This window comes from Streptomyces katrae, assembly GCF_002028425.1.
GTDB classification, from domain to species: domain Bacteria; phylum Actinomycetota; class Actinomycetes; order Streptomycetales; family Streptomycetaceae; genus Streptomyces; species Streptomyces katrae_A.
On record NZ_CP020042.1, the window covers coordinates 5,337,028 to 5,358,091 of the forward strand.

Annotated in this window: 17 protein-coding genes and 1 pseudogene; 12 read left to right on the forward strand and 6 right to left on the reverse strand. The window is 71.8% G+C overall.

What is annotated here, in order from left to right; all coding sequences use genetic code 11:
* The first annotated feature begins 196 nt into the window (after positions 1-196).
* Together B4U46_RS24535 and glgP are read left to right on the forward strand one after the other, a co-directional pair.
* Positions 197-1,051, forward strand: a complete 855-nt coding sequence (locus B4U46_RS24535) for a hypothetical protein (protein ID WP_123995292.1) — start codon at positions 197-199, stop codon at positions 1,049-1,051.
* A 76-nt stretch (positions 1,052-1,127) separates the two neighbouring features.
* On the forward strand, positions 1,128-3,767 hold the full coding sequence (gene glgP / locus B4U46_RS24540) for an alpha-glucan family phosphorylase (RefSeq protein WP_079429839.1): 2,640 nt from the start codon (positions 1,128-1,130) through the stop codon (positions 3,765-3,767).
* A 106-nt stretch (positions 3,768-3,873) separates the two neighbouring features.
* Here glgP and B4U46_RS24545 read toward each other — a convergent pair whose 3' ends face one another.
* The gene (locus B4U46_RS24545) at positions 3,874-4,905 is read right to left on the reverse strand and encodes an Lrp/AsnC family transcriptional regulator (RefSeq protein WP_100864101.1); all 1,032 of its coding nucleotides are present in this window, start codon (positions 4,903-4,905) and stop codon (positions 3,874-3,876) included.
* A gap of 158 nt (positions 4,906-5,063) precedes the next feature.
* Between B4U46_RS24545 and B4U46_RS24550 the strand changes: the two genes are divergently transcribed.
* Positions 5,064-6,581, forward strand: a complete 1,518-nt coding sequence (locus tag B4U46_RS24550; RefSeq protein WP_079429841.1) for an MFS transporter — start codon at positions 5,064-5,066, stop codon at positions 6,579-6,581.
* A 178-nt stretch (positions 6,582-6,759) separates the two neighbouring features.
* Positions 6,760-7,254 (forward strand): hypothetical protein, encoded by a 495-nt coding sequence (locus B4U46_RS24555; protein ID WP_079429842.1) that lies wholly within the window; start codon positions 6,760-6,762, stop codon positions 7,252-7,254.
* Positions 7,255-7,355: 101 nt separating this feature from the next.
* On the opposite strand, the gene B4U46_RS24560 is transcribed toward B4U46_RS24555, so the two are convergent.
* Complete coding sequence (locus tag B4U46_RS24560) at positions 7,356-9,629, reverse strand: M4 family metallopeptidase (RefSeq protein WP_079429843.1); 2,274 nt, start codon at positions 9,627-9,629, stop codon at positions 7,356-7,358.
* Between the two features lie 381 nt (positions 9,630-10,010).
* On the opposite strand from B4U46_RS24560, the gene B4U46_RS24565 reads away from it, so the two are divergent.
* Positions 10,011-11,498: a sugar transferase gene (locus B4U46_RS24565; RefSeq protein WP_079429844.1), complete on the forward strand. Its 1,488-nt coding sequence runs from the start codon at positions 10,011-10,013 to the stop codon at positions 11,496-11,498.
* Between the two features lie 19 nt (positions 11,499-11,517).
* Here B4U46_RS24565 and B4U46_RS24570 read toward each other — a convergent pair whose 3' ends face one another.
* Positions 11,518-12,462, reverse strand: coding sequence for a GDP-L-fucose synthase family protein (locus tag B4U46_RS24570; protein ID WP_079429845.1), 945 nt, complete (start codon positions 12,460-12,462; stop codon positions 11,518-11,520).
* A 125-nt stretch (positions 12,463-12,587) separates the two neighbouring features.
* Here B4U46_RS24570 and gmd point away from each other — a divergent pair, with 125 nt between their 5' ends.
* From gmd to B4U46_RS24585, 3 genes are all read left to right on the forward strand, one after another.
* Entirely contained in the window at positions 12,588-13,601 is a 1,014-nt protein-coding gene (gene gmd, locus B4U46_RS24575) for a GDP-mannose 4,6-dehydratase (RefSeq protein WP_079429846.1), read from the forward strand.
* Between the two features lie 258 nt (positions 13,602-13,859).
* Entirely contained in the window at positions 13,860-16,634 is a 2,775-nt protein-coding gene (locus B4U46_RS24580; protein ID WP_079429847.1) for a DUF7594 domain-containing protein, read from the forward strand.
* Between the two features lie 74 nt (positions 16,635-16,708).
* Entirely contained in the window at positions 16,709-17,398 is a 690-nt protein-coding gene (locus B4U46_RS24585; RefSeq protein ID WP_079429848.1) for a hypothetical protein, read from the forward strand.
* 58 nt (positions 17,399-17,456) lie between these two features.
* Here the strand turns inward: B4U46_RS24585 and B4U46_RS24590 are convergent, their stop codons facing one another.
* Positions 17,457-17,675 (reverse strand): hypothetical protein, encoded by a 219-nt coding sequence (locus tag B4U46_RS24590; RefSeq protein ID WP_100862840.1) that lies wholly within the window; start codon positions 17,673-17,675, stop codon positions 17,457-17,459.
* A 272-nt stretch (positions 17,676-17,947) separates the two neighbouring features.
* Here B4U46_RS24590 and B4U46_RS24595 point away from each other — a divergent pair, with 272 nt between their 5' ends.
* Positions 17,948-18,679 (forward strand): XRE family transcriptional regulator, encoded by a 732-nt coding sequence (locus B4U46_RS24595; RefSeq protein WP_079429850.1) that lies wholly within the window; start codon positions 17,948-17,950, stop codon positions 18,677-18,679.
* A 10-nt stretch (positions 18,680-18,689) separates the two neighbouring features.
* A complete protein-coding gene (locus B4U46_RS24600; RefSeq protein WP_079429851.1) occupies positions 18,690-19,160 on the forward strand; it encodes an NUDIX hydrolase in 471 nt (156 codons plus the stop codon).
* Here the strand turns inward: B4U46_RS24600 and B4U46_RS24605 are convergent.
* A complete protein-coding gene (locus B4U46_RS24605) occupies positions 19,148-19,711 on the reverse strand; it encodes an HD domain-containing protein (protein WP_079429852.1) in 564 nt (187 codons plus the stop codon). The genes B4U46_RS24600 and B4U46_RS24605 overlap by 13 nt on opposite strands.
* An 81-nt stretch (positions 19,712-19,792) precedes the next feature.
* On the opposite strand from B4U46_RS24605, the gene B4U46_RS40675 reads away from it, so the two are divergent.
* Together B4U46_RS40675 and B4U46_RS40680 are read left to right on the forward strand one after the other, a co-directional pair.
* Positions 19,793-19,951: a transposase gene (locus tag B4U46_RS40675; RefSeq protein WP_420543180.1), complete on the forward strand. Its 159-nt coding sequence runs from the start codon at positions 19,793-19,795 to the stop codon at positions 19,949-19,951.
* Positions 19,952-19,956: 5 nt separating this feature from the next.
* Positions 19,957-20,085 (forward strand): annotated as a pseudogene (locus B4U46_RS40680) (IS5/IS1182 family transposase); the annotation flags it as partial.
* 8 nt (positions 20,086-20,093) lie between these two features.
* Here the strand turns inward: B4U46_RS40680 and B4U46_RS24620 are convergent.
* Positions 20,094-21,011, reverse strand: a complete 918-nt coding sequence (locus tag B4U46_RS24620) for a DUF6891 domain-containing protein (RefSeq protein ID WP_079429855.1) — start codon at positions 21,009-21,011, stop codon at positions 20,094-20,096.
* Between the last annotated feature and the right edge of the window lie 53 nt (positions 21,012-21,064).

Here is a 21,064-nt window from a genome sequence, read left to right on the forward strand (position 1 = left end):
GCTCCGTCAAGTCGGCGAGGACCAGGTGACGTCCAACGTGTCACCCCTTCCACCCTCGTCCCGCTGACCCCCTCACTCCCCATGCGCACGCCCCGCACCGCAGCGCGGGCGCTGGCCGCACACCCCTCGGACTGACGGTGTTTCAGCACTTCGGAAGGGGTCACCCGGGCGCCTGATCCGCGCGAGAATGCGCGGCATGGGCCTGACCGAGCAGCTCGTGCATCCCGACCCCCGGCAGCGCGCGGAAGCCGCGAGACGGGTGAGCGGGGCGGTGTGGGACCCCGGGGCGGAGGCGGAACTGGCCGGGGTGCTCGTCGAGGCCGCCTGCGCCGAGGAGGACCCCGGCGCCCTGGAGGCCCAGACCGGCGCGCTCGTCGCCGTCGAAGGCGGGATCAGCGACCTCGGGCTCCAGCGGCTCGGGCTGGTCTGGCCCGCGCCGCCCGTGCTGGAACGGCTCCTCGCCCGGGCCGGCCGGCTCCAGGTCTCCGCGCCCGTCACCCCCGGCGGGGCCGCCACCCTCGCCGTGGTGCGCTGCCTGCGCGGGGCACCCCGTACCGGGTCGCGGCTGCGCACCCCCGGCGGGGCGTGGGTGGTCCTGGAACGGATCGAGCTCTACGGGCGGGCCGTCGACCGGCTCGACGCCGGCAGCACCGCCCGGGTCCTGCTGTCCGGGGCCGGGGCGCGCGGGCTGGAGGAGTGGGACCGGCTCGAAGCCGACCCCCGCGCGCGCGACTGCGTCCGCCGGATGGGCGACCCCGACCCGCGGGTACGGCGCCTGGCGGCGGAGGAGGCCGCCGACTGGCCCGACGCCTGGGACGGGGACGACGGCCGCCGGCTGTGCACCGCCCTGGCCCGCGCCGCCGTCACCGAGACCGACCCCGAGGCGCGCGAGGGAGAGCTGTACGCCCTGCTGCGGCTCGGCCACTTCGCCTCCGCGGCCGTCCTGACCCTGCTGCGCGGCCTCGAACGCCGCCTCGTTCCGCCCCCGCTGCGCCCCTACCTGGACGACCTGTTGGACGAACGGCCACCCGGCGACCGGGTCCGGCAGTAGCCTTCCGGGGGCGTTGCGTGCCTGCACAGCGTGGTGCGGCCGCTCCGATCCGTCATCCCCTGCGAAGGTGGAACACGTGAAGGCTATCCGTCGATTCACCGTGCGCCCCGTCCTCCCCGAGCCCCTCATGCCACTCGCCGAACTCGCGCGCAACCTGCGCTGGTCGTGGCATACGGAAACCCGCGAACTCTTCCAATCCGTCGACCCCGAGGGCTGGCGGGCCGCCGGCGGCGACCCCGTCCGACTGCTCGGCTCCGTCTCCGCCGCCCGGCTCTCCGAACTCGCCGCCGACCGGCGCTTCCTGCGCCGGCTCGCCGTCGCCGTCGCCGACCTCGACGACTACCTCCACGGCGGCAGGTGGTACCAGACCCACGAGAACAACGGCGGCCTCCCCGCCGCCATCGCCTACTTCTCCCCCGAATTCGGCATCACCGCAGCCCTTCCCCAGTACTCCGGCGGACTCGGGATCCTGGCCGGCGACCACCTCAAGGCCGCCAGCGACCTCGGCGTCCCCATCGTCGGCGTCGGCCTGCTCTACCGGCACGGCTACTTCCGCCAGTCCCTCTCCCGCGACGGCTGGCAGCAGGAGCACTACCCGGTCCTCGACCCCCAGGAGCTGCCCCTCAGCCTGCTCCGCCAGGAGGACGGCACCCCCGCCCGCGTCACCCTCGCCCTCCCCGGCGGCCGGTCGTTGCACGCGCACATCTGGCAGGCCCGCGTCGGCCGCGTCCCGCTGCTCCTGCTCGACTCCGACGTCGAGGACAACGACGCCGGCGCCCGCGAGGTGACCGACCGCCTCTACGGCGGCGGCAGCGACCACCGCCTCCTCCAGGAGATGCTGCTCGGCATCGGCGGCGTCCGGGCCGTCCGCGCCTACTGCCGCATCACCGGCCACCCCGCCCCCGAGGTCTTCCACACCAACGAGGGACACGCCGGCTTCCTCGGCCTCGAACGCATAAGGGAACTGGAAGGGGAGCGCGGCCTCGGCTTCGAGGCCGCCGTCGAAGCCGTCCGCGCCGGGACCGTCTTCACCACCCACACCCCCGTCCCCGCCGGCATCGACCGCTTCGAGCGCTCCCTGGTCGCCCGCCACTTCGGCGACGGCGGCGAACTCGCCGGCCTGCCCGTCGACCGGATCCTGGAACTCGGCGCCGAGTCCTACCCCGGCGGCGACCCCGGGGTCTTCAACATGGCCGTCATGGGCCTGCGCCTCGCCCAGCGCGCCAACGGGGTCTCCACCCTCCACGGCGCGGTCAGCCGCGGCATGTTCGCCGGGCTCTGGCCGGGCTTCGACGCGGCCGACGTGCCCATCACCTCCGTGACCAACGGGGTGCACGCCCCGACCTGGGTCGCCCCCGAGGTGATGCGGCTCGGCACCCGTCAGATCGGCGCCGGGCGTACCGAGGACGCCCTCGCCGTCGGCGGCTCCACCCGCTGGGACGCCGTCGCGCAGATCGCCGACCAGGACGTGTGGGACGTACGGCGCTCCCTGCGCGAGCAACTCGTCCAGGAGGTGCGCGACCGGCTGCGCGCCTCCTGGAAGCAGCGCGGTGCCGCCGACGCCGAACTCGGCTGGGTGGACGGCGTCCTCGACCCGGACGTGCTCACCATCGGCTTCGCCCGCCGCGTCCCCTCGTACAAGCGGCTCACGCTGATGCTGCGCGACCCCGATCGGCTGCGCGCCCTGCTGCTGGACCCCGACCGCCCGGTGCAGATCGTCGTCGCGGGCAAGGCGCACCCGGCGGACGACGGCGGCAAGCGGCTCGTCCAGGAGCTGGTGCGCTTCTCGGACGACCCGCGCGTGCGCCACCGGATCGTCTTCCTGCCGGACTACGGCATGGCCATGGCGCAGAAGCTGTACCCGGGCTGCGACGTCTGGCTCAACAACCCGCTGCGGCCGCTGGAGGCCTGCGGGACCAGCGGGATGAAGGCCGCGCTCAACGGCTGCCTCAACCTGTCCGTCCTGGACGGCTGGTGGGACGAGTGGTTCGAGCCCGACTTCGGCTGGGCCATCCCCACCGCCGACGGCCTCGGCACGGACGAGGAGCGGCGCGACGACCTGGAGGCGGCCGCCCTCTACGAGCTGATCGAGAACCGGGTGGCCCCCCGCTTCTACGACCGGTCGGGCCGCAGCGGGCTGCCCGACCGGTGGATCGAGATGGTCCGGCGCACCCTGGTGTCCCTGGGCCCGAAGGTGCTCGCGGGGCGGATGGTACGGGAGTACGTGGAACGGATCTACGCCCCCGCCGCGCTCTCCCACCGCGCCCTGACCGCCGACGCGGCCCGGGACCTGGCCTGGTGGAAGGGCCGGATCCGGGCGGCCTGGCCGAGGGTCGCCGTCGAGCACGTGGAGGCCGTCGCCGCGACGCCGGTGGGCGGTACCGCCGAGCTGGGGGCCACCCTCACGCTGCGGGTGCGGGTGGCGCTGGACGCGCTCGCGCCGGAGGACGTGGAGGTGCAGGCCGTCGCGGGACGGGTGGACGCCCAGGACGTGATCAAGGACGGGCGGGCCTTCCCGCTCAAGCCCTCCGCCGGTCCCGACCTGGAGGGGCGCTGGGTGTACGAGGGCCCGCTCGCCCTCGACCGGACGGGGCCCTTCGGCTACACGGTACGGGTGCTGCCCACGCACCCGCTGCTGGCGACCCCGGCCGAACTGGGCCTGGTCGCGGGCCCGGTGGTGGACGCCGAACGGGCGGGCGGCGTCCTGCTGCGGTGAGGGCCGGGTGGTGAGGCCCGGGCGGTGACAGCCGGGTGGTGACGGCCGGGGGTACGGCCGGGTGGTGAGGCCCGGGTGGTGAGGGCCGGGCCTCGCCGCCCGGGGGTCAGGGGGCGGGCGGCGGGTCCACCAGCCGGCCGTCCTCGACCAGCATCCCGGCCCGCTTGAGGGTCCGCAGGTTCGGGATCACCTCCACCTGCCCGATGCCCGGCACCGCGCCGATCCGCTCGGTCAGGTACGTGTACAGCGCGTCGGTGTCCCGGCACAGCACCACGGCCAGCAGGTTCGCCGCCCCGGTGATGGCCGCCGCGAACGGCACCTCCGGATGGCCCGCCAGCGCGGCCCCCACCTCCGCCAGCCGGGCCGGCGGCACGGTCAGCAGCAGGGAGGTGTCCGTCTCGAAGCCCAGGTGCTCGGGGATGATCTCCACGTCGAAGAAGACCGCCCCGCGCTCCCGCAGCCGCTCCAGCCGGCGCCGGGCCGTGGACTCCGACAGCCCCGAGGCCTTGGCCAGTTCCGGGTAGCCCGCCCGGCCGTCCCGCCGCAGCACCCCCAGCAGTGCCAGCTCGGCCTCGTCGAGGGTGTAGCGTGCCTGCCCGTACTCCGGCGCGAGCGGCGGCGGGCGCAGGGCGGCCACCTGGTCCGGGCGCAGCCCCTCCAGCCCCGCCCAGACCCCGGGGCCGCCGATGTACTTGCGCAGGACGGTGTGCGCGCTGATGGCCGTCACCCGCCGGGTGCGGGGCAGCTTCTCCAGGAGCAGGGCGTCGCGGTCCTCCCGGGTCCGGGCCCGGGTCATGCAGTGGATCTCCGTACCGCCCGAGTTCAGCGACACCCACGCGATGTCCGGCCGCCGGGCCAGCGCCTCGGCCACCGCGACCGCCGCGTCGGGTGCGCACTGCACGCGCAGCCAGGACTCGAACAGCCCGACCCGGCTCCCGACGGGCAGTCCGACGACCCGCAGCAGGCCGTTGCCGCGCAGCCGGTGGTAGCGCCGCACCACGGTCTGGTCGGAGACCTCCAGCACCTCCGCGAGCCGGCTGAAGGGCGCCCGCCCGTCGATGGACAGGGCGTGCGCGAGGAGCCGGTCGAAGGCGTCCAGCTCGGTGGGGCGGTTTCCGGCCCGGAGTGTGGGATGCATGGTTTCCATCATTCCAGGCGCCTCGATAACGGGAATTCTGCGGAAGGGACCTTCCGGGTGGGTGATTCGGGGACCCACTGCCACGGTGGGGCGACCACAGCGAAGATCCCGCCGGGCACCGACGACCCCGGCTCGGAAGAACCAAGAGGAGAAGACCCATGCGCAAATGGCTGCCGCTGACGGCGGTGTGCATCGGGGCGTTCATGCTCCTGGTCGACGTCACGATCGTGACCGTCGCCCTCCCGGACATGGCCGCCGACATGCACACAGGCTTCTCGGGGCTCCAGTGGGTGATGGACATCTACGCCCTCGCCCTCGCCGCCCTGCTGCTCGGCTCGGGCTCGCTCGCCGACCGGATCGGCCGCCGCCGGGTCTACCTCGGCGGGCTCGTGCTCTTCGCCGGCGCCTCCCTCGTCTGCGGCCTGGCCGACGGGCCGGGGGCGCTGATCGCGTTCCGTGCCGTCCAGGGCATCGGCGGCGCGGCGATGGCCGCCACGTCCATGGCCCTGCTCAGCGCCTCCTACCAGGGCCGCGACCGGGGGATCGCCTTCGGCGTCTGGGGCGCGGTCAACGGTGCCGCCGCGGCGGCCGGGCCGATCGTCGGCGGGCTGCTCACCGAGCACTTCGGCTGGCGCTGGATCTTCTTCATCAACCTGCCGCTGTGCGCCCTGGCGGTGTTCGTGACCCTCAGGGCGGTGGCGGAGTCCCGCGACCCGCGCGCCCAGGGGCTGGACCTGCCCGGCATGGCCACCTTCACCGTGGGGGCCGGGGCCCTGACGTACGCGCTGATCCGGGCCGGTGAGGACGGCTGGACCTCGCCCGCCGCCCTGGGGCTGTTCGCCCTGGCTGCGGTGGCGTTCGCCGCCTTCGTCCTCGTCGAGCTGCGCGGCTCCCGCCCGATGCTGGACCTCTCGCTCTTCCGCAGCCCGGCCTTCGCGGCGGTCATGACCGCGGGACTGCTGACTTCCGGGGCGGCGTTCTCGTACCTGATGTACGTCTCCCTGTGGCTGCAGTCCGCCGAGGGGATGACCCCGGTGGGCGCCGGTCTGGCGCTGGTGCCGATGAGCCTGGCGGCCTTCGTCGTCGCGGCGGTGGCCGGGCGGCTGCTGCACGGGGTCTCCGCACGGCTGACCATCGGCGGCGGACTGCTGCTGATCGGCGCGGGCGCGCTGCTCCAGGCCTGGATGCTGGACGCGGGCGACAGCTGGCCCGCGCTGGTGCCGGGGCTGGCGCTGACCGGGGTCGGCGTGGGCGTCTCGATGCCGGCGCTGGCGGCCACCGCCATGGGGGCGGTGCCGCCGGCCCGGGCGGGCATGGCCGGCGGTGTGCTGAACACCTCGCGGCAGCTGGGTACGGCCCTGGGCATCGCGGTGCTGGGCGGGGTGTTCCACGCCGGGCTGAGGGACGGGCTCGCCGGCCGGCCGGCGAGCACCGCCGACGCGCTGGCCTCCGGCGGGGCGGGGCGGCTGCTGGCCTCCGTGCCGGGGGCGCGGGCGTGGGTGGATGCGGCGTTCGCGAGCGGGCTGCGGGAGGCGTTCGTGGTCTCGGGGGCGCTGGGCCTGGCCGGAGGCCTGGTGGTCCTCCTCCTGATCCGCCGCCCGACGGCGCCCGCCGCCCCGTCCGGGGCGGCCGTCCCGGCCCAGGCGCAGCGCGTTTCCAGCCCCGCCGGCGACTGAGGCGCGGGGTCCGGGGCGGCCCCCGGAGAACGGGTGAAGGGCGGGGCGGGGAGGCGGCCCCGCGCGGCGGACCAGGAGGGTGAACCTCCGAACACCTGGCGCATGGCGCCACTGCGGAGCCCCCGCCGACTCCTAGGCTGCCCCGCGGACCCCCGCCCCGCGAGAAACGGACCCCGCCATGCGCCTGCGCCCCACCGCGACCGCCGCCGCCACGCTCCTCGCCTCCGCCGCCCTCGTCCTGCCCACCGCGGGCCAGGCCCTGGCCAACGGCCACGACGACCTCGGCGAGATCCATTACCGGCTCCCGGACGACGACGGCAGCCGGACCATCGAGCCGGCCGACAACGACACCTGCTACCGGCTGACGGGCACCGGCCGCGACCGCGCGGCCTACGCGGTGTGGAACGAGACCGATTCGCTGGTCCTCGTCTTCCGCGACGAGAGCTGCGGCGGCGAGGCCCAGGAGGTGCTGCGGCCGGGCGAGCGCGCGCACGACCTGAACGCCCGCTCGGTCTACCTCAAGCCGACCGACGACGACCACCACCACGGCCGCCACGACCGCGACGACGACTGGGGCGACGAGGACCGTGCCCGGCCCCGCCAGGAGCGCGGCAAGGACCGCGTCGTCTTCGACAAGGCCTTCCTCGACGCGGCCTTCCGCTCGATCGGCTGACCCGCAGCAGCACATGGAACAGGGCCGCCCGGGGAGGTTTCCTCCCGGGCGGCCCCGTGGTTTCAGCGGTTCAGCCGTGGTTCACTCCCTGCCCCGAGGGGTCAGAAGGTGAGCTTCCAGCTGTCGATCTTGCCCGTGTCCAGGCTGGCGTTGTCGTTGACGCGCAGCTTCCAGACGCCGTTGGCGACCTCGGAGGAGGCGTCGACGGTGTAGCTCTTGATGATGTTGTCGGCGCTGCCGCCCGAGCGGTTGTGCAGGTTGTAGACGCTGCCGTCAGGCGCCACCAGGTCGACCTTCAGGTCGCCGATGTAGGTGTGCAGGATGTTGACGTCCACCTTGAGGGTGGACGGCGCGTTGCCCGAGCGGGTGACGGTGATCGGGGACTCGACCGTGGCGTTGTCGTTGATCGCGTAGTCGGTCGTGTTCTCGAACACGTTCTGCTGCGCGGTCCCGACGGTCCAGGTGAAGGACGCGGTGCCCGTCTTGCTCGCCGAGTCGGTGACGGTCACGGTCACGTTGGACGTGCCCGCGGTGGTCGCCGTACCGGAGATCAGACCGGTGGAGGAGTTGATCGACAGGCCGGCCGGCAGGCCGGTCGCCGAGTAGGTCAGGGCGCCCGCGTTGGTGCTGGTCGCCTGGACCTGGAGGCTCACCGGGGTGTTGATCACGGTGGTCTGGTTCGGGATCGCGGTGACGGTGACCCCGTCGTTGATGCGCGGGCCGACGTTGATGGCGGCCCAGGCGTTGGCCACGTTGTTGTACGTGGCCGAGCCGGCGCCGTACAGGTCGGCGGCGGCCTTCAGGGTCTGGACGCGGGCGTCGGCGTAGTTGGTGGTCGACTTGAAGTAGCCCACCGTCAGCGCGCGGAACCAGATCTTCGCGGCGGCGTCACGGCCGATCGCGGTGACCGGGAGGCCGTCGGAGGTCGGCGAGTTGTAGCTCACGCCGTTGATGACCTTGGCGCCGGAGCCCTCGGAGGCCAGGTAGAACCAGTGGTTCGCCGGACCCGAGGAGTAGTGGACGTCGATCGAGCTGATGCCGGAGTACCAGGCGTCCTTGGACGCGCCGTCCTTGCTCGGCTTGTCCATGTAGCGCAGCGGGGTGCCGTCGCCGTTGATGTCGATCTTCTCGCCGACGAGGTAGTCGCCGACGTCGGCCGGGTTGTTGGCCCAGAACTCGACGGCCGCGGCCATGATGTCGGAGGTGGCCTCGTTCAGACCGCCGGGCTCACCGCTGTAGGTCATGTTGCCGGTGACCGAGGTCAGACCGTGGGTCATCTCGTGCGCGGCCACGTCGATGGAGGTGAGGGGCTTGTTGTTGCCCTCGCCGTCACCGTAGGTCATGCAGAAGCAGGAGTCGTCCCAGAAGGCGTTCACGTACGCGTTGCCGTAGTGGACCCGGCTGTACGGGGCCACGCCGTCGTTGCGCAGGCCGTTGCGGCCGTGGACGTTCTTGTAGTAGTCCCAGGTCAGCTGGGCGCCGTAGGCGGCGTCCGCGCCGGCCGTCTCCTTGTTGGAGGGCAGGCCGTTGCCCCAGACGTCGGTGGTCTTGCTGAACAGCGTGCCGGTGCCGGACGAACCACCGTTGAGGTTGTACGTCTTGTGGCCGCCGCGGGTGCCGTCGGTCAGCGTGTAGTTGCTGCCGGACAGGGTGGTGCCGAGGGTGACCTGGCCGCTGTACTGCGTGTTGCCCGTGCCGGTCTCGACGGACTGCCACTGGCTGATCTTCGCGCCGGTCTTGGCGTTGGTGATCACGTGCAGCCGGCTCGGGGTGCCGTCGTCCTGGAGCCCGCCGACGACCGTCTCGTAGGCGAGGACCGGAACGCCGTCCGCGGCCCAGATCACCTTGCGGGCGCCCTTGTCGGCCTTGGACTGCTTGGAGCCCTCGGAGTTGGCGGCGGCGACCGCCTGGCCCTCCGCGTCGGCCGCGCTGACCGTGGCGTTGGTGTCGGAGACCTTGATCTCGTGCTGAGTCGCCTTGGTGACGCTCTTGGTCACCCCGCCCTTCGCGTGGACGGTCAGGTCACCGCCGAGCACCGGCAGACCGTCGTAGGTCCGCTCGTAGGTGGTGTGGGTGGTGCCGTCGGCGTCCTTGACCACATCGCGGACGATCAGCTTCTCACCGCTGCCGAGGCCGAGCGCCTTGGCGGCCTGCGCGGTGGTCGAGTTGGCCTCGCTGATGAGCGTCGCACGCTCCGAAGCGCTGAGTACGACATTGGCCGCGCCCGGGTTGGGCTGGGCGGCCGTGCGGGTCTGCGACGCGGTGGCGTCGGCGGCGGCGGTGGCGGTACCGGCCTGCATACCTACGGCGACCAGGGCCGCCGCGGCTACGAGTGCGCCGGCCGCGGTGGCACGCCGCTGGGGGGTGGGACTCAACGCAGACTCCTTCTGCAAGGGGGGTTCCGGATGGCTGGGTGGGCCACCGGGCAGATCAGGGCTGTGCGATGAACGGATCAGAGCGTGACAGCTGGAGTGTCCAATGTCAGGGCCACATCAAAAGGTTGGCTGGAAACGGTTCGTTGTCCGAAGAGACGTATCCGGTATCCGAACCATTCACCTTCGCGTGCGAAGGAACTCCGGATGCGGTGGAACGGTTGGTACCGGTTGCTAACCCTTGGGTAACAAGAGGCCCCGTTCACCCAAACGGCATTTACCGTACGGGTGTTTGTCGTACTGTTTCCCGGTGCGACAGATGTTCGTTGCCCGGGGAAGCAGCGGACATGCGCCAGCGACATAGACCACGTGCCAGGGGGGCCCATGAGGCATGTCCATTTTCCTGCGCAAAGAGTGGCCGCGGCGGCCGGTGGTTCGGACGGGCCCCAGGACGCCCCCGCGCGGCGCATCGGTGACAAGGCCCGCTGGTACCTGCCCGCCGCCGTGGGTGCCGACTTCGCCGGCGCTGCCGTGCCCGTCGGCCTGGTCTTCGACGCGGCGCAGCAGGCCAGGCCCGTGTACTGCGCCCTCGGTGCGGCCCTCGCCTGGGCCGGCGTACAGGCCCTGCGGCGACGTTACGCCACCCGGGCCCTCGGAGAATCCCGCGGAGTGCTGCCCGTCGTCCACGACTGGCTGATTCTCATCGGCGTCCTGGCCGTCGTCCGCGTGCTCACCGGGGAGAGCACGCCCCGGCTGGCCGCCCTCGGCGCACTGCTGCCCGCCCTCCTGGTCACCGTCGCCTGCCGCAAACTGACCTACCGTCACCTCCACGCCGCCCGCCGCGAGGCCCAGGCCGTCAGCCGGGTCCTGGTCGTCGGCGAACCGGCGGCGGCCGACCACGTCATCGCCCACCTCGCGGCGCGCACCGACCACCCCTACGTGGTCGTCGGCGTGTGCCCGGTCGGCGAGGGCGCCCCCGAAGGCGGCGTGCCCGTCGCGGCCCGGCTCGGCGCCCGGATGCCCGAGGCCCCGACCGAGGACCCGGCCGCCGTGCTCGGCGCCGTCCGCAGCCACCACGCCGACCTGGTGCTGGTGGTGCCCGGGGCGCGGATCGCGGGGGAGCGGCTGCGCCGGGTGGCGTGGGCGCTGCACGACGAGGGACTGGAGATGGCGGTCTTCCCCGGCCTGGTGGAGGTCTCCGTCAAGCGGCTGGAGACCCTGTCCGCCGGCGGGCTCGCCGTGCTGCGGGTCGCCCCGCCCGTGCGCCGGGGGGCCCAGCCCCTGCTCAAGTCGGCGCTCGACCGGGTGGCGGCCGCGGCCGGACTGCTCCTGCTGTCACCGCTGTTCCTCGGGCTGGTGCTCGCCATCCGCCTCGGCTCGCGCGGCCCGGCCTTCTACAGCCAGCGCCGGATCGGGCGCGACGGGGTCCCGTTCGTCATGTGGAAGTTCCGCACCATGGTGGAGGACGCCGACCGGCTCAAGGCCGAGCTGTCGGCGTCCAACGAGAACGACGGGCTGATGTTCAAGATGCGCCGCGACCCCCGGGTGACCCGGGTGGGCCGGCTGCTGCGCCGCACCTCGCTGGACGAACTGCCCCAGCTGTACAACGTGCTGACGGGCAGCATGTCCCTGGTCGGCCCGCGGCCGCCGCTGCCCGAGGAGGTGGCGCAGTACGACGAGGTCGAGCTGCGCCGGCTCACCGTGCGGCCCGGGATGACGGGGCTGTGGCAGATCAGCGGACGCTCCGACCTCTCCTGGGACGAAACGATTCAGCTCGATCTCCAGTACGTGGACAACTGGTCCTTCACCAGCGACGTCGACGTCATGGGCCGTACCCTCCGCGCCGTCGTCGACGGTCGCGGAGCGTACTGAGGGGCCGGCGGCGTTGACGTCAGTTCTGCTCCAGCCACCACCGGTAGGTGGAGGCGATGCCCTCGCGCAGCCCGATGCCGGGCTTCCAGCCCAGCGCGTTCAGGCGGGACACGTCGAGCAGCTTGCGCGGGGTGCCGTCCGGCTTGGAGGTGTCCCAGGCGAGCCGGCCCTCGAAGCCGGTCACCTCGGCGACCGTCTCGGCCAGCGCCCTGATGGTCAGGTCCTCGCCGCAGCCGATGTTGACGGGCTCGTCCCCGTCGTAGCGCTCCAGCAGCACCGCGCAGGCGGCCGCCAGGTCGTCCACGTGCAGGAACTCGCGGCGCGGGGTGCCGCTGCCCCACAGGGTGACCTCGTCGCGGCCCTCGGCGGCGGCCTCGTGGAAACGCCGGATGAGCGCGGGCAGCACGTGCGAGGACTCGAGGTCGAAGTTGTCCCCGGGGCCGTAGAGGTTGGTGGGCATGGCGGAGATGTAGGAGGCGCCGTACTGCTTGCGGTACGACTGGACCTGCACGATGCCCGCGATCTTCGCCAGGGCGTAGGCCTCGTTGGTCGGCTCCAGCGGTCCGGTCAGGAGGGCGTCCTCCGTGATGGGCTGCGGGGCGAGCTTGGGGTAGATGCAGGAGGAGCCCAGGAACAGCAGCCGGCCCACACCCGCGGCGTGCGCGCCGCCGATGACGCTGAGCTGGATCCTGAGGTTGTCCTCCAGAAACTGCACCGGGTAGGTGCTGTTGGCCATGATCCCGCCGACCTTGGCGGCGGCCAGTACCACGGCGTCGGGACGGACGTCCCTCAGGTACGCCTCCGTCGCGGCGGCGTCGCGCAGGTCGAGGTCGGCGCGGCCGCGGGTGAGCACCTCGTGCCCGTCGGCGGTCAGGCGGCGGACGACCGCGGAGCCCACCAGGCCGCGGTGTCCGGCGACGAAGACGCGGGCGTGCGGGGGCAGGAGCGGCTGCGGATTAGTCATACCGCCGATGATGCCAGTCCGCCGCGGCGGGCCGGTGCGGGCTTAGGGTGTCCCACCCGCCCCACAGACCACACACCGAGGCGAAGCCTCACAAAGAACAGCAACAACGGACCCCAGGGGGACCCATGGGCAAGACCGCACTGATCACCGGCGTCACCGGACAGGACGGCTCGTACCTCGCCGAGCTCCTGCTCTCGAAGGGCTACACGGTGCACGGGCTCGTGCGGCGGTCCTCCAGCTTCAACACGGAGCGGATCGACCACGTCTACCAGGACCCGCAGACGGCGAACCGTTCCTTCGTCCTGCACCACGCCGACCTCTCCGACGGCGTCGCCCTGGTGAACCTGCTGCGCGACATACGCCCCGACGAGGTCTACAACCTCGGCGCCCAGTCCCATGTCCGGGTCTCCTTCGACGCCCCCCTCTACACGGGCGACGTCACCGGCCTCGGCGCGCTGCGGCTGCTGGAGGCCATCCGGGCCAGCGGCGTCGACACCCGGATCTACCAGGCCTCGTCCTCGGAGATGTACGGCTCCACCCCGCCCCCGCAGAACGAGGACACCCCCTTCCACCCGCGCAGCCCCTACGGCGCGGCGAAGGTCTTCGCGTACTGGACGACGGTCAACTACCGCGAGGCGTACGACATGTTCGCCGTCAACGGGATCCTCTTCAACCACGAGTCCCCGCGCCGCGGCGAGACCTTCGTGACCCGCAAGATCACCCGTGCGGTCGCCCGGATCAAGGCCGGCCTCCAGGACCACCTCTACCTCGGCAACCTCGACGCCGTCCGCGACTGGGGGTACGCCCCCGAGTACGTGGAGGCCATGTGGCGCATGCTCCAGCAGGACGAGCCGACCGACTACGTGGTCGCCACCGGAGTCGCCGCCACCGTACGGGAGTTCGTCGAGTCCTCCTTCACCCACGCCGGCCTCGACTGGAACGAGCACGTCCGCTACGACCCCAAGTACGAGCGCCCCAGCGAGGTCGACGCCCTCATCGGCGACGCCTCCAAGGCGCGCGAGATCCTCGGCTGGAAGCCGACGGTCCTCGTGCCCGAACTGGCCCGCATCATGGTCGACGCGGACGTCCGGCAGGTCGAGGACCAACTGGCGGGCGCCACCGTACGCATCGACCGCTGAGGCCGTATCCTTCGCCTACGATTCGCCTACGATTTGCCGTGTCCCGGTCATGTCTGCGTTGTTCCGCGGCTCTGACCGGGGCCAACCTGCCGTATGTCGGCGTGGACTCCTCCGAACCGGCCCCCGTTGACCCCAAGTTGGTATGCAGTGGGTCAAGTGAGGTGACCGGGACGTCACCCGAGTCCTAGTCTGCGTCGGATACACACGGCTGTTCGTACAGTTCCAGCCATCAGACCGGGCGATTGCCCTGGGGGGCTCATGCGTAGATCCAGAGGGCTGACTGCTGCCCTCGTCCTGTCACTGGCCGGCGCCGGCGCCGGCATGGGGGTGGTGCTGATGCCCTCGGCATCGGCCCTGACGCTGCCAGTGGCCTTCACCGCCGACGAACTGCCCACCTGGCAGCCGGACGGCGTCGTCTTCGCCATGGCCCAGGCGAACGGCACCGTCTTCGCCGGCGGCACCTTCTCGGCCGTCCGCCCGCCCGACGGCGCCGCGGGCACCGAGCAGGAGGCCGTGAACTTCGTGGCGCTCGACGCCGCCACCGGCAACCCCACCGCCTGCAAGCTGGCCTTCACCGTCGGCGACGGCACCGCGACCGTCCGGGCGCTGACCGTCTCCAAGGACGGCAAGACCCTCTACGCGGGCGGCTACTTCGGCGCAGTCAACGGCACCCCGGTCTCCAGCCTCGCGGCCGTCGACATCGAGACCTGCACCCCCAAGGCCTCCTTCCACCCCGCCGTCCCCGCCACCGTGCGCGCGCTCGACGTCACCGACGACACCCTCTACATCGGCGGCGACTTCGCCACCGTCGAGGGCCAGACCCGCGAGCGGTTCGCCGCGGTCGACGCCGCCTCCGGCGCCCTCAAGCCCTTCACCGCCAACGCGGACGAGCCGGGCCGGGCCGTCAAGGTCAGCAACGACGGCAAGAACGTCCTCCTCGGCGGCGACTTCTTCACGGTCAACGGCTCCAACTCGCACGCCCTGGCGGTCGTCAACGCCACCACCGGCGCGGTCACCAAGACCTACGGCAACATCCCGTCGAACTCGGTCGTCAAGGACATCGCCGCCGACGCCACCGGCTACTACACCGGCAACGAGGGCTCCGGCGGCGGCGTCTTCGACGGCCGCATCGGCCTGGGCCTCGACTTCAACGAGAAGTGGCGCGACCGCTGCCTCGGCGCGACCCAGTTCGTCCTCCCCTACGACGGCGTCCTCTACAGCGCCTCGCACGGCCACGACTGCTCCACCGAGCTGGAGTTCCCCGACGGCAAGCGCAACTTCCTGATGGCGCAGCCCACCGACCACACCGGCACGCCCCCCGCCCCCGTGGACGGCTTCGTGCGCGGCCCGCGCAAGCTCGGCTGGCACCCCACCGCCAACGACGGCATCGGCGAGGGCATCGGCCCGCGCGTCATGGCCGTCGCGGAGAAGGCCGACGTCAAGTACCTCTGGGTCGGCGGCGAGTTCACCCAGATCAACGGCAAGCCGCAGGCGGGCCTGACCCGCTTCGCCAACACCGGCGACGTCGGCGCGCCCACCACCCCGGTCGCCAGCGCCGCCGCCATCAAGCCCGGCGAGGTCCAGGTCCGCTGGCGCACCAGCTACGACCAGGACGACAGCAAGCTGACCTACCGGATCTACCGCAACGGTTCGGCCACCCCGATCCAGACCATGACCGCCGACTCCCTGGAGTTCGAGCGGCCCCAGGCCTCCTGGACCGACACCACCGTCAAGGCCGGCCAGTCCTACACCTACCGGGTGACCGCCACCGACGGCGCCGGCAACACCAGCGCCCTGTCGGCCACCGCCTCCGTGACCGTCCCGGCCTCCGTCGCGGCCTACCCGGACAAGGTCCGCGCCGACGGCGCCAGCCTGTACTGGCGCTACGACGACACCGTCAGCCCGTACGTGGCCGACTCCTCCGACGGCGGCAACACCAGCGGCATCCAGGTGGGCGCCCCGGCGCTGAACCAGAGCCCGGGCGCCGTCACCGGCACCAGCACGGCCATGGGCTTCAACGGCACCAGCCAGCAGGTGTACAGCGACCACCGCCAGTTCGTGAGCAGCAGCTTCACCGTCGAGACCTGGTTCAAGACCAACACCACGCGCGGCGGCAAGCTGATCGGCTTCGGCAACAACACGGTCAACAACAGCGGCTCCTACGACAAGCAGCTGTACATGACCAACACCGGCCGCCTCGCCTTCGGCGTCTACAACGGCTCGACCCGCACCATCACCACGGGCCTGTTCGAGACGTACAACGACAACAAGTGGCACCACGTCGTCGGCACCCAGGGCCCCGGCGGCATGACGCTCTACGTCGACGGCCAGAACAAGGGCACCAACAGCGCCACCACCTCCACCCCGTACGCCGGCTACTGGCACGTGGGCGGCGACAACCTCAACAGCTGGCCGAACCGCCCGACGAGCAACTTCTTCGCCGGCCAGATCGACGAGACCGCCGTCTACCCGACGGCCCTCACCCAGGCCCAGGTCAAGAGCCACTACGACCTCGCCAAGGCCCCGGCCGACACGGTCTCCAAGGTCCCCGCGGCCGAGGACACCTACATCAACCAGGGCGCCCCGGCCACGGCCTACGGCACCTCCACGCAGCTCGCCGTGCGCGGCACCTCCACGTACGAGTCGTACCTGCGCTTCACCCTCCCGGCCGCCCCGGCCGGACAGGTCCTGAAGGCCGCCTCCCTCCAGTTCAAGACCTCCACGCAGACCGGCGCCGGCACCGCCGACACCGTCTCCGTGGTCCCGGTCACCGGCACCTGGAGCGGCGCGGGCACCACGTTCAACACCAAGCCCACCCTCGGCACCACCCCGCTCGGCAGCATCGCGGGCGTGCCGGACGGCTCGGCGATCCAGAACGTCGAGCTCGACACCGCCGCGCTCTCCGCGGTGCTGGGCAGCAGCTACAGCCTCGGCCTGACCAGCACGGGCACCGACGCGCTGTGGCTCTGGTCCTCGGAGTCGACCGCCGCGGACGCCGCTCCGCAGCTGGTCCTCACCTTCGGCCAGAAGTAACCACCCGAGACGTACGGGGCCCGGCGCTTCGGCTGCCGGGCCCCGTACGCCTTCTCCTCTCCACGGGAGCCCCGATGCACCTCCGCTCCGCGGCGGCGACCACCGCCCTCCTCCTGGCCTCCGCCCTGACCCTCACCGGATGCAGCTCCTCCGGCGACACCAAGGCCGACGCCGCCCCGGCCAAGCCGAAGCCGCCGGCCGCATCACCGGCCCCCGACCCGGCGGACGCCACCACGCCCCCCGCCACCGCGGACCCGAACGCCAAGCCGACCGGCCCGGTCCTCCCGGACGCGCAGCTCACCCCGAAGACGGGCAGCTTCAAGGCGAACGAGAAGCAGTACCTGAGCGGCCGCGTCCCGGACAAGACCGACCCCGCGGCCGTCCTCCAGACCGGCCAGGAGACCTGCCAGCGCGTGGAACGCACCGCCAAGCACGACAAGGACGCCGCGGCCGCCTCGATCGCCTCGGGCGAGCTGACGGGCGCGAGGGACGCGATCACCTACCTCTGCCCCGACCAGAAGCCGATCCTGGCGACGGCGGAAAGGGGCTTCCCCGACGGCTCCAGCAAGGACCCAGCCTCGGGCATCTACCGCGCCGTCACCCAGTCCACCACCTGCACCTGGGAGGCCAAGGACACGGACGGCATCGCCCTCGCCTGGGGCCCGGATGCCCCGCCCAAGCCGGGCGACAGGATCACGGCCGCGATCCCCGCAGGCACAGCCACCTTCACCTCGACCAACTGCTACGCCTGGCTCCCGGCGTAACCCCACCCGCCCCCGGACGCCGCCGCACCCCTTCCCGGTCGGCGGCGTCCGTGCGTCGTCAGGAGAGCAGCGAGATGTTGCCGAGCGCCGTGGACCACTCGATCCCGGAGGCGGGCCGGATGTAGGCAAGCCGCACCCAGTGCTCCTGCCCTCCGAAGGTGCACACCTGTTCATACACGACGGCCATCAGCCGGCCCGTCCCCTTGCTCGGGATGTCCATCACGGTCCGCCCGAGCCATGGGTGCCACTCGTGTCCGAAGGCGTCGTCATAGGTCATGGGAGTCACCAGCCATCCCGCTCACTCCTGGTCGGGGAGCGGCAGAGGCGAGGAACCGTGCCCAGCCGCGTGCGGCCCGCGCGAGCAGGTGGGGGCTCGGGTCGGGAGGGGGTTGGTGCAGGGGAACCTTGCCGTCGCTGCCCGTGCGCGTTTCGTCCATGACTGCAGGAAACCGCTCGAAGTAGTGGACGCATCACGGTCCGTATGGACGTTAAGGGACGTCTCGATCTACGGTGAAAACGTCCTGGCGTCCCGGAGGGAAGGCCAAGTCCATGGCCAACGAGCGTCTACGCGCCGCCATTTCGGCGAGCTCGGCCACCATCCAGTCGGTTGCCGCCCAAGTCGGGGTGGATCCGAAGACGGTGGAGCGCTGGATCACGACGGGCCGGACGCCGCACCGGTCCCATCGCTGGAAGGCCGCGACGTTCCTCGGTGTCGACGAGCTCTACCTCTGGCCGACGGTCGCGCGGCAGGCCGAGACGGCGAGCGCCTCCGAGCTGGTCACCTACTACCCGCACCGCGGTGTAGTACCGGTCGACCTGTGGTCGTCGTTGATCGACAACGCGGTGAGCCACATCGAAGTCCTCGTCTACGCGGGCTTGTTCCTCTTCGACGGCCATCCCGAACTCGCGGACTGGCTGGCCCGGAAGGCGCGGGCCGGAGCACAAGTGCGCATCCTCCTCGGCGATCCCGCCTCCGAGGTGATCCGGCAACGAGGCGAGGAGGAAGGGATCGGCGCGGACCTCGCCGCGCGCTCGCGCATGACGCGGCGCTATCTCGATCCGGCCATGACGACCCCCGGAGTCGAGGTCCGACTGCACGAGACGATCCTCTACAACTCGCTGTACCGCTTCGACGACGACGTACTCGTCAACCCCCACGTGCTCGGAGCGCCCGCAGGCCAGAACCCGGTCCTGCACTTCCGCTACATCCCGGGCGGCCGGAGCTTCCGGCACTACATGAAGAGCTTCGACTACGCCTGGGAGCGCGGTACGGCGGCCTAGGCTGGTCGGCATGGCCCGAGTGGACTACTTCAACGACCCGAACGCGCCCGAGGCGAACAGCATCGTCCCGTCCGTGACCGTCGTGGCCCTGGACGGTGAGGGGCGGGTCCTGCTCATCCACAGAACCGACAACGGCCTGTGGGCCCTGCCCGGCGGGGGTGTGGACACCGGCGAGTCCGTCGCGGAGGCCGCCGTACGCGAGACGCGTGAAGAGACGGGGTTCGAGGTCGAGGTGACCGGCCTCGTCGGTCTGTACACCAACCCGCGCCACGTCATCGCGTACGACGACGGAGAAGTCCGCCAGCAGTTCTCGATCTGCTTCTCGGCCCGCATCGTGGGCGGCGTCCGCCGGACGAGCAGCGAGAGCCGAGAGGTCGCCTTCCTCGCCCCCGGCGACCTCGATGACATGCGGATCCATCCGTCCATGCGGTTGCGCATCGAGCACGGGCTTTCCCGGCGGACCGAGCCCTACATCGGCTGACCGGCCAAACGGGCGTGGGTACGGGCGACCGCTGCCGCCAAGGCCGGCACCGCCGTGCTGATCGCCGTGTGGACCTCACTGCCCGGCGGGTACCTGGTGAGGATCTCGCCGATGCGGTCCGCGAAGACGAGGCGCTGGCCGGCCGGTCCGGTCGTCATGTCGGCGCAGGTGAGGGCGTCCAGGAGCACCGGATCACCCCGGTCGTACGCGTCGAGTTCCGCCGAGAGCCCCCGCTGCTCGGCCTCGTACACGGCTCCCGAGTGGTGGGCGACCAGGCTCACGAGCCGTGCCGGGACGCCCCGCGTCGCCAGGTACCTGGCGCCGTCGAGGGGGTGGAACCCGGTGTCACGGAGCGCAGGGGCGTACCCGATGTCGTGCAGCCACGCCGCCGCCACCAGCAGTTCCCCTTGGGCCGAGGGAACGGCCGCGGCCAGCTCACGCGCGCGCTCCGCGACTGCCTGAGTGTGCAGCCAGCGGTCGCCCAGCGGAGGCAGGAGGGACGCGGCCAGCCCGGCCGCTCCCCGGGCGGAGTCCAGTGCGGATGGAACCATGGCATCCACCGTATCGATCTGCGCCCCTCCCGCCCCTAGAGCCCGTCTTCAAAGTGATCTTGGATTGTGGATCACGGAGTGGTGATATGCCGCCATGAACTGTCCGATGCCGAATGGGGCCTCATACGTCCGTTGCTGCCCCGGCCTGCGCTGGGGCGGCTCCGGCTGGACGACCGGATCGTCCTCAACGGGATCGTGTGGAAGTTCCGCGCCGGTGTTCCCTGGCGGGGACGTCCCTGAGCAGCAACGTCGTGGAACGGTGCTTCAACCGCCTCAAGCAGTGGCGAGGCATCGCCACCCCCTACGACAAGACCGCCCAGTCCTACAGGGCAGCCGTCACCCTCGCATCGATCCTGATGTGGGCGGATCTTTGATGCCGTCCCTAACCGACAAGGCGGCGGCGCCAGTCCAGGGGGCTGACGGTGATGGCCCGGCCGGGGTCACGGTCCCACTGGGCGTGGAGGCCGACTGCTGTGAGGGCAGCCACGACCTCGTGGCCGATGGCTGCAGTGGTCTCGGACGAGCCGTCGAAACCGCCGTAGAGGAGCATCAGTCCGTGGCCAGCTGCGGCAGAATCTGTGCACTGGGTGTGGAAATAGACGAAGCCGCGGGCGTCGGTCCCTCCTTCACCGTCGATCTCGGCCTGGCCACAGTTACGGCAGCAGGCGAAGTTCTCGCGGGAGGTGATTCCGGCCTCCTGCAGGGCGGTGAACGCGCGAGTGAGCCGTTCAGGGTCGGTCTCGCCCTGCCATGCGGCCTGCTCTGCGACCCGCTCCAGCCACAACCGGTCGGCCAGCGCCTCCGCCTGCTCCCGCGAAACGGGCCGGCGGTCCTTGGCGACCAGGTAGTCCTCCGCAAGCTCGGCCAGTTCGGCGCGGGAGGCGTAGCCGCAGACCAGCACTTCGCGGACGCGCTTCTCCAACTCCTCGCGTTCGTCTTCGTCGAGGTCGAGCGGTGGCACCTCGCGGGCGGGGCCCATGTCCAGCAGCGACCAAGGCAGGCCATCGCCCCAACCGGCCTCCTGGCGGGCCCAGCCGGTAATCGCCGCAACCACGTCCTCGGGCCCGTCGGCCATCGCCTGGAAATGCCGTTCAGCTGAACCGTCGCGGTACTCGAGCGTGTAATCAGTACCGGCCTTGTGCCAGACCTGGGCGAAGACATCAGGCAGGTCAGGTATCCGCTGGACCACCAGGAACCGGTCACCCTCGCCACCGATACGCCGGACCAACCCAGCCAGCTCCTCGGCAGACACACGGACGTACCGCTCCCAGTTCTCCGTCTTCACCACGATCTCGAGCATGCGCAGACTCTGACATACCCCTCTGACTGCGAACCTACCGGGATTCGATCAGC